The sequence below is a fragment of the Polaromonas sp. P1_E3 genome, from assembly GCF_056405935.1.
The window spans coordinates 1-5,730 of record NZ_JBFUBD010000171.1; the positions used below are offsets into that span (position 1 = coordinate 1).

Consider the following 5,730-nt stretch of genomic DNA (forward strand, 5'->3'; position numbering starts at 1 on the left):
GCCCAGTTGTTCTTGAGGGCTTCGGCCTCGGCGGCGGCTGCGATGGTTTTGACGTCGGCGAGTTCAAGCACTGCTTTTGATTTCATGGTCTTCAGGATTTCCGGAGTTTGTTGGCAAAGACACCGAGCATACGCAAATTTGAGGCCGCCCTTYGCCCGCATTGCCGCCAAATTAGCTTATAGAACCCTTACAAAAAGTAGGGAGTGAGGGCTGGAAAAATGGCAATGCACCCTAAAATAATCTTGCCCGCATTTGCTGGCGCCTCGGAGACGACTTTCATGACTGACAATGTTCAAACCCTCGACTACGGCGTTGCCTCCAGCGTCGAGCAACGCAACAAGGTCCTGCGCAACACTTATTGGCTGCTGGCCCTGAGCCTGCTACCCACCGTGCTGGGTGCCTGGCTGGGTGTGGCGACGGGCATTACACGCTCCCTAACGGGCGGACTGGGTCTGATCGTGTTCCTCGGCGGCGCATTCGGCTTCATCTTTGCCATTGAGAAAACCAAGAACTCGGCCGCTGGGGTGCCCGTGCTGCTGGGCTTTACTTTCTTCATGGGTCTCATGCTTTCGCGCATGATCGCCATGGTGCTGGGCTTCAGCAACGGCGCCTCGCTGGTTATGACGGCCTTTGCGGGCACGGCTGGCGTGATGTTCGTGATGGCCAGCCTGGCCACCGTCATCAAGCGCGACCTGAGCGGCATGAGCAAGTGGCTGTTTGCCGGTGCGCTGGTGATCCTGGTGGCAGCCGTCATCAATGTATTTGTCGGCTCGACCATGCTGATGGCAGTCATCAGTACCCTGGCGATCGCGGTTTTCAGCGCCTACCTGCTGTATGACCTGAAGCAGGTGATCGACGGCGGCGAAACCAACTACATCAGCGCCACCCTGGCGATTTACCTGGACCTGTTCAACATCTTCCAGAGCCTCCTGGCCCTGCTGGGCATCTTCGGTGGTGACCGGGACTAACCCGTCCAGCGCCCGCAAAAAAAGGAGCCCTTGGGCTCCTTTTTTATTTCTGCTCAGCGCACGCAGCCGGGTCAAAGTAGTTCAAACACCGCAATCGACTCCACATGGGCCGTGTGCGGGAACATGTTGACGACCCCGGCCGCCGTGCAACGGTAAGCCCCGCTGTCCACCAGCACGCCCGCATCCCGTGCCAGGGTCGCCGGGTTGCAGCTTACGTAAACAATGCGCTGCGGCGGCGCCCAGCCGTTCAGGGCCAGGCTCTGCTGCTGCTGGCCATCGTCACAAGGGATACCGCTGACGATCTGCTGGTGCAGCGCCGCCAGGGATTTGAAGAGCTCAAAAGCGCCTTCCCGCGGAGGATCCACCAGCCATTTGTCGGCTCGCCCGTCCTTTACCAGCATGGCCGGCGTCATTTCAAACAGGTTTCGCGCTACAAATTTCGTAGCTGCCAGCGCACGGCGGACGCGGGATGCAGGCCTGTTCCTTTCAAAATTCTCGCGTGAGCGAGCGACCAGGACTTCGCTGCCTTCGATGCCCAGGACCTCGCGTGCGCGCGTGGCCAGCGGCAGGGTGAAATTGCCCAGGCCGCAAAACCAGTCGATCACCCGCTCATCCGGCTGCACCGCCAGCATGCGTAGCGCGCGGGAGACCAGCACCTGGTTGATGTGGGGGTTGACCTGTGTGAAATCGGTCGGCTTGAACGGCATGACCACGTCAAATTCCGGCAGGCTGTAGTTCAGTTCCTGCACTGCGTCGTCCAGCAGCTTGACCGTGTCAAGCCCGCCCGGCTGCAGCCACCATTGCAGGCCGGGGTTGCGGGCGGCAAAGGCCCTCAGGCGCACCAGGTCGCCGGGGCTCAAGGGCTCCATATGGCGCAGCACCATGGCCGTGACCTCGTCACCGCAGGCCAGTTCGATCTGGGGCAGGGTTTCCTTCGCATCCATGCTGCCGATCAGCTCGCGCAGCGGCACGAGCATGTCGCTCACGTGCCGGGGCACCACATGGCACTCGGTCATGTCGGCCACGTAACCGCTTTTTCGCTCGTGAAAGCCCACCAGCACGGCGCCCTTTTTGCGGACGTAACGTACCGACAGTCGCGCGCGATAACGGTATCCCCAGGCAGGCCCTTCAATGGGCCGCAGCAGGTTGTCGGCCTTGACCTTGCCGATGTGCTGGAGATTGTCTTCGAGCACACGTTGCTTCACGGCCACCTGCGCCCCCACATGCAGATGCTGCATCTTGCAGCCGCCGCAGGCGCCTGTGTGCATGCCGAAATGCGGGCACGCCGGGCGCACGCGCTGGGACGACTCCCGGTGAATGGCCATCACCATGGCTTTTTCAAAGCTGCTTTTCTTGCGGTAGACGTTGGCGGTTACCCGTTCGAAAGGCAAGGCGCCCTCAATAAAAACCACCTTGCCATCCGCCCTGTGGGCTATTCCCTGGGCCTCAATGTCGAGCGATTCGACCTCGAGCATGTCCGGCGCGTATTCTGTCGCTGCAGCTGGCTGCTTGTTCTGGCTTTCTTCTGTCATGCATCAATTGTCTCAGGCTGGGGCACCGTTTTTTGACTCACGCCTTCGCGTAAACGTGCGCTACAAAATTGATAGCTGGTAGCGCCCGCTCAGCCTTGCCTGCAAGCCATTTCCCTGCCATATCTGCTCGGGAAAATGCCCGGCCTCAGCGAGGAAGGTACAAATAAAAAAGGAGCCTGGCAAACGCGAGGCTCCTTTCTGTGGATGGAATGCCGCTTACCGGGCAGGCAGGTACCTGGAAGGGTCGACGGGCTTGCCCTGGCGGCGAATCTCGAAATGAAGTTTCACGCGGTCCGCATCGCTGTTGCCCATCTCGGCGATCTTCTGCCCCTTCTTCACGCTCTGGTCTTCCTTGACCAGCAGGGTCTGGTTATGCGCATAGGCCGTCAGGAAGGTGTTGTTGTGCTTGAGGATGATCAGGTTGCCATAACCGCGCAGTCCGGCGCCAGCGTACACCACACGTCCGTCGGCGGAAGCAATGACGGGGTCCCCCGCCTTGCCTGAAATATCCAGGCCCTTGTTTTTGGCTTCGTCAAAACCGGCCAGCATCGTGCCCTGCGCAGGCCAGATCCATGCAATGTCCTCCTCGCCCGTTGCCGCGGGTGCCGGGCTGGCACCTGCCGGTGCGGATGCGGGACGCGCTGCACTGGTTGCCTGGGCCGGTGTGGTGGATGTGGTTGACGTGGTGACCGAGCCGGACGTCACCGGGCGGGTCACGACAAGGGGGTTTTCACTGCTCGGCGGCACCACACGCAGTACCTGCCCCACTTCGATGATGTTGGGGTTTTCAAGGTTGTTCCAGCGCACGATGTCACGCCAGTTCTGGCCGTTTTCCAGGCCGATGCGAATCATGGTGTCACCGGGTTTGACGGTGTAATAGCCGGGTTTTCCGGCGTTTTCAAACCCGGGCAGCTGTTTGACGTTGCCGGTGTCCACAGCGCCTGGCGTGGATCGCGACAGCCCGGTGCCGCGGTCTTCAACCGGGGCATGGGTGGAAGAACGTGTGGTGCAGCCTGCAGCCAGCAGCAACGCTGCCGCCAGGGCGCATGGCAAGGCCAGCCTGCCGAGCCTTGAGCGGGCGCCACGACTTGCGCCTGCGGCTTCCACAAACTCTGCCCTGTTGAGCCGTACGGTTTGATTCATTGGTTCTTTCGTCATCAATCTGACTGTATGCGGATTGGTTAACTGGATGATTGGAGGTTGGATGAAGGGGTAGTCGAATGATTCGGTTGCTGTCACCGCTGTGTCGGTTTACCGGTCCGAGCCCTGCAGGGGCCGGATATCAGCTTGTTCCCGATTTTAAAGGCACAAAATGAACGGCCTCCAGCAGGGTCTGCCTCACGCCCTGTGGGGTTTTGTCGATCACCACCAGCGCCTGGGCGCCAGCGGCGGTTTGCATCGGCGCCACCAGCCTGCCCCCTACCGCCAGTTGCTCAATCCAGCCCTGCGGAATGGCCTCTCCGCCGGCAGCTGCAATGATGGCAGCATAGGGCGCGCCTTTGGCGTAGCCCATCATGCCATCACCAAACAGCAGGTGCACATTGGGCAGGCGTAAAGTTCGCAAATTCTCTCTGGCTTTGTCGTGCAGGCCGCGCAGCCTTTCAATGCTGTAGACCTCCGCCGCGAGATGGCTGAGCACCGCGGCCTGGTAGCCGCAGCCGGTGCCGATTTCAAGCACCCGCCCCAGTTTTCCGGCCACGCCGTGGCGCAGCAGCTCCAGCATTCGGGCCACGACATTGGGTTTTGAAATGGTTTGCCCCAGCCCGATCGGCAGGCTGGTGTCTTCGTAGGCCTGGTTGACCAGCGCGGTGTCGACAAAGCGGTGGCGTTCGACGGCCCCCATGGCGGCAAGCACCTGTACATCGGAGACGCCCTGTGCGGCAAGCTTGCTCACCATGCGCGCGCGCACGGCGTGCGAATCAAGCCCGACACCGCCAGGCAACGCAGGCGCCGCGGAGGCAACTGGTTTTCTTGAGACGTTTTGGCCTGCAGAGCGCTCTGGTCGGGCGCTACCAGCTATTGATTTTGCAGCAGACGGGACGCCCGCATCGGGTTTGAGGCGAACCGGAAACGCCGGGCGGCTTGCCGCAACCGGTGCTTTGGCCGTGGGATTGAACGGCGGTTTGAGGCTGGATTTCATGCAGTTTTTTGATGCGACTGGGTCAGCCGGGCGGCGGTCTGTGCCCAATAGGGCAGACGCTCATGATCGGTCAAATCCACCTGCAACGGGGTAATGGACACAAATTTCTGGCTGGTGGCATAAAAATCAGTTCCCTCACCGGCCTCTTTTGCAGGCCCGGCACCGCCTATCCAGTACATCGTTTCACCGCGCGGACTGGTCTGTACGATGACGCGCTCAGCGGCATGGCGCCGCCCCAGCCGGGCCACTTTCACGCCCTGAATCTCATCGTCGGGCAAATTGGGAATGTTCACATTGAGCAGCCAGGGCGGCACCGTTGGCTCCGCGCCTTCGGCGACGGTCTCCAGCATGGGCATCAGCTGCTGCACCAGTTCGGCCGCTCGCCGGGCGGCCACGTCAATGTGCGCCCAGCCCTTCTCCGTCTGGGAAAACGCGATGGCGGGAATGCCGAACAGGTAGCCTTCCATGGCCGCGCCTACCGTTCCGGAGTAAATCGTGTCATCGCCCATGTTGGCGCCATTATTGATGCCTGAAACCACCAGGTCGGGCCGGTAGCCGAGCAAACCGGTCAGCGCAATATGCACGCAGTCTGCAGGTGTTCCATTGATGTAGCGAAAGCCGTTGGCCGCCGTCTGCACGTACATCGGCGAATGCAGGGTCAGCGCATTGGATTTGGCACTGTTGTTGTGCTCGGGTGCCACCACCTCCACATCGGCAACGGTTTTAAGCGCTTCGTAGAGGGCAATGATGCCGGAGGCCTGGTAACCGTCGTCGTTGCAAATGAGGATTTTCATGGACTGATTTTACGGTCACGGCTGCGACAGCCTGAGCCCTGCCGGACATCGCAAAACCTGCCGCTTTGCCTATGATGCAAGCAAGGCGCCGCCTCGTTCCGCTGGCGGCCCTTCTTCTGYTTATTCTGTACCTGTCGCAGCATTCCTTCCAAACGGAGACATCCCCATGCAAGCCTGGCTTTGTGAAAACCCCACCGGCATAGACGCCCTGACCTGGAAAGAGTTGCCCACACCGCAACCAAGGGCGGGCGAAGTGCTGATCGAAATCAAGGCCGCCAGCCTGAATTTCCCCGACC

The 5,730-nt window shown here is 60.8% G+C and carries 5 protein-coding genes and 1 pseudogene; 2 read left to right on the forward strand and 4 right to left on the reverse strand.

Annotation, left to right across the window (positions count from 1 at the left end; genetic code table 11):
* Positions 1–278 precede the first annotated feature (278 nt).
* Entirely contained in the window at positions 279–968 is a 690-nt protein-coding gene (locus AC1D0Z_RS14935; RefSeq protein WP_477659010.1) for a Bax inhibitor-1/YccA family protein, read from the forward strand.
* Between the two features lie 71 nt (positions 969–1,039).
* On the opposite strand, the gene rlmD is transcribed toward AC1D0Z_RS14935, so the two are convergent.
* The 4 genes from rlmD to surE all read right to left on the reverse strand — a co-directional run bounded on the left by rlmD (position 1,040) and on the right by surE (position 5,434).
* Positions 1,040–2,500, reverse strand: a complete 1,461-nt coding sequence (gene rlmD, locus AC1D0Z_RS14940) for a 23S rRNA (uracil(1939)-C(5))-methyltransferase RlmD (protein WP_477659011.1) — start codon at positions 2,498–2,500, stop codon at positions 1,040–1,042.
* A gap of 216 nt (positions 2,501–2,716) precedes the next feature.
* Positions 2,717–3,643 (reverse strand): peptidoglycan DD-metalloendopeptidase family protein, encoded by a 927-nt coding sequence (locus tag AC1D0Z_RS14945; RefSeq protein WP_477659012.1) that lies wholly within the window; start codon positions 3,641–3,643, stop codon positions 2,717–2,719.
* A gap of 139 nt (positions 3,644–3,782) precedes the next feature.
* Positions 3,783–4,640 carry a protein-L-isoaspartate(D-aspartate) O-methyltransferase gene (locus AC1D0Z_RS14950; protein ID WP_477659013.1) on the reverse strand — a complete coding sequence of 286 codons (858 nt, stop codon included), beginning with the start codon at positions 4,638–4,640 and terminating at the stop codon, positions 3,783–3,785.
* A complete protein-coding gene (surE, locus tag AC1D0Z_RS14955; RefSeq protein WP_477659014.1) occupies positions 4,637–5,434 on the reverse strand; it encodes a 5'/3'-nucleotidase SurE in 798 nt (265 codons plus the stop codon). Before surE ends, AC1D0Z_RS14950 begins: the two co-directional genes overlap by 4 nt.
* Before the next feature lie 166 nt (positions 5,435–5,600).
* On the opposite strand from surE, the pseudogene AC1D0Z_RS14960 reads away from it, so the two are divergent.
* Positions 5,601–5,730: pseudogene (locus AC1D0Z_RS14960) on the forward strand (NADPH:quinone oxidoreductase family protein); the annotation flags it as partial.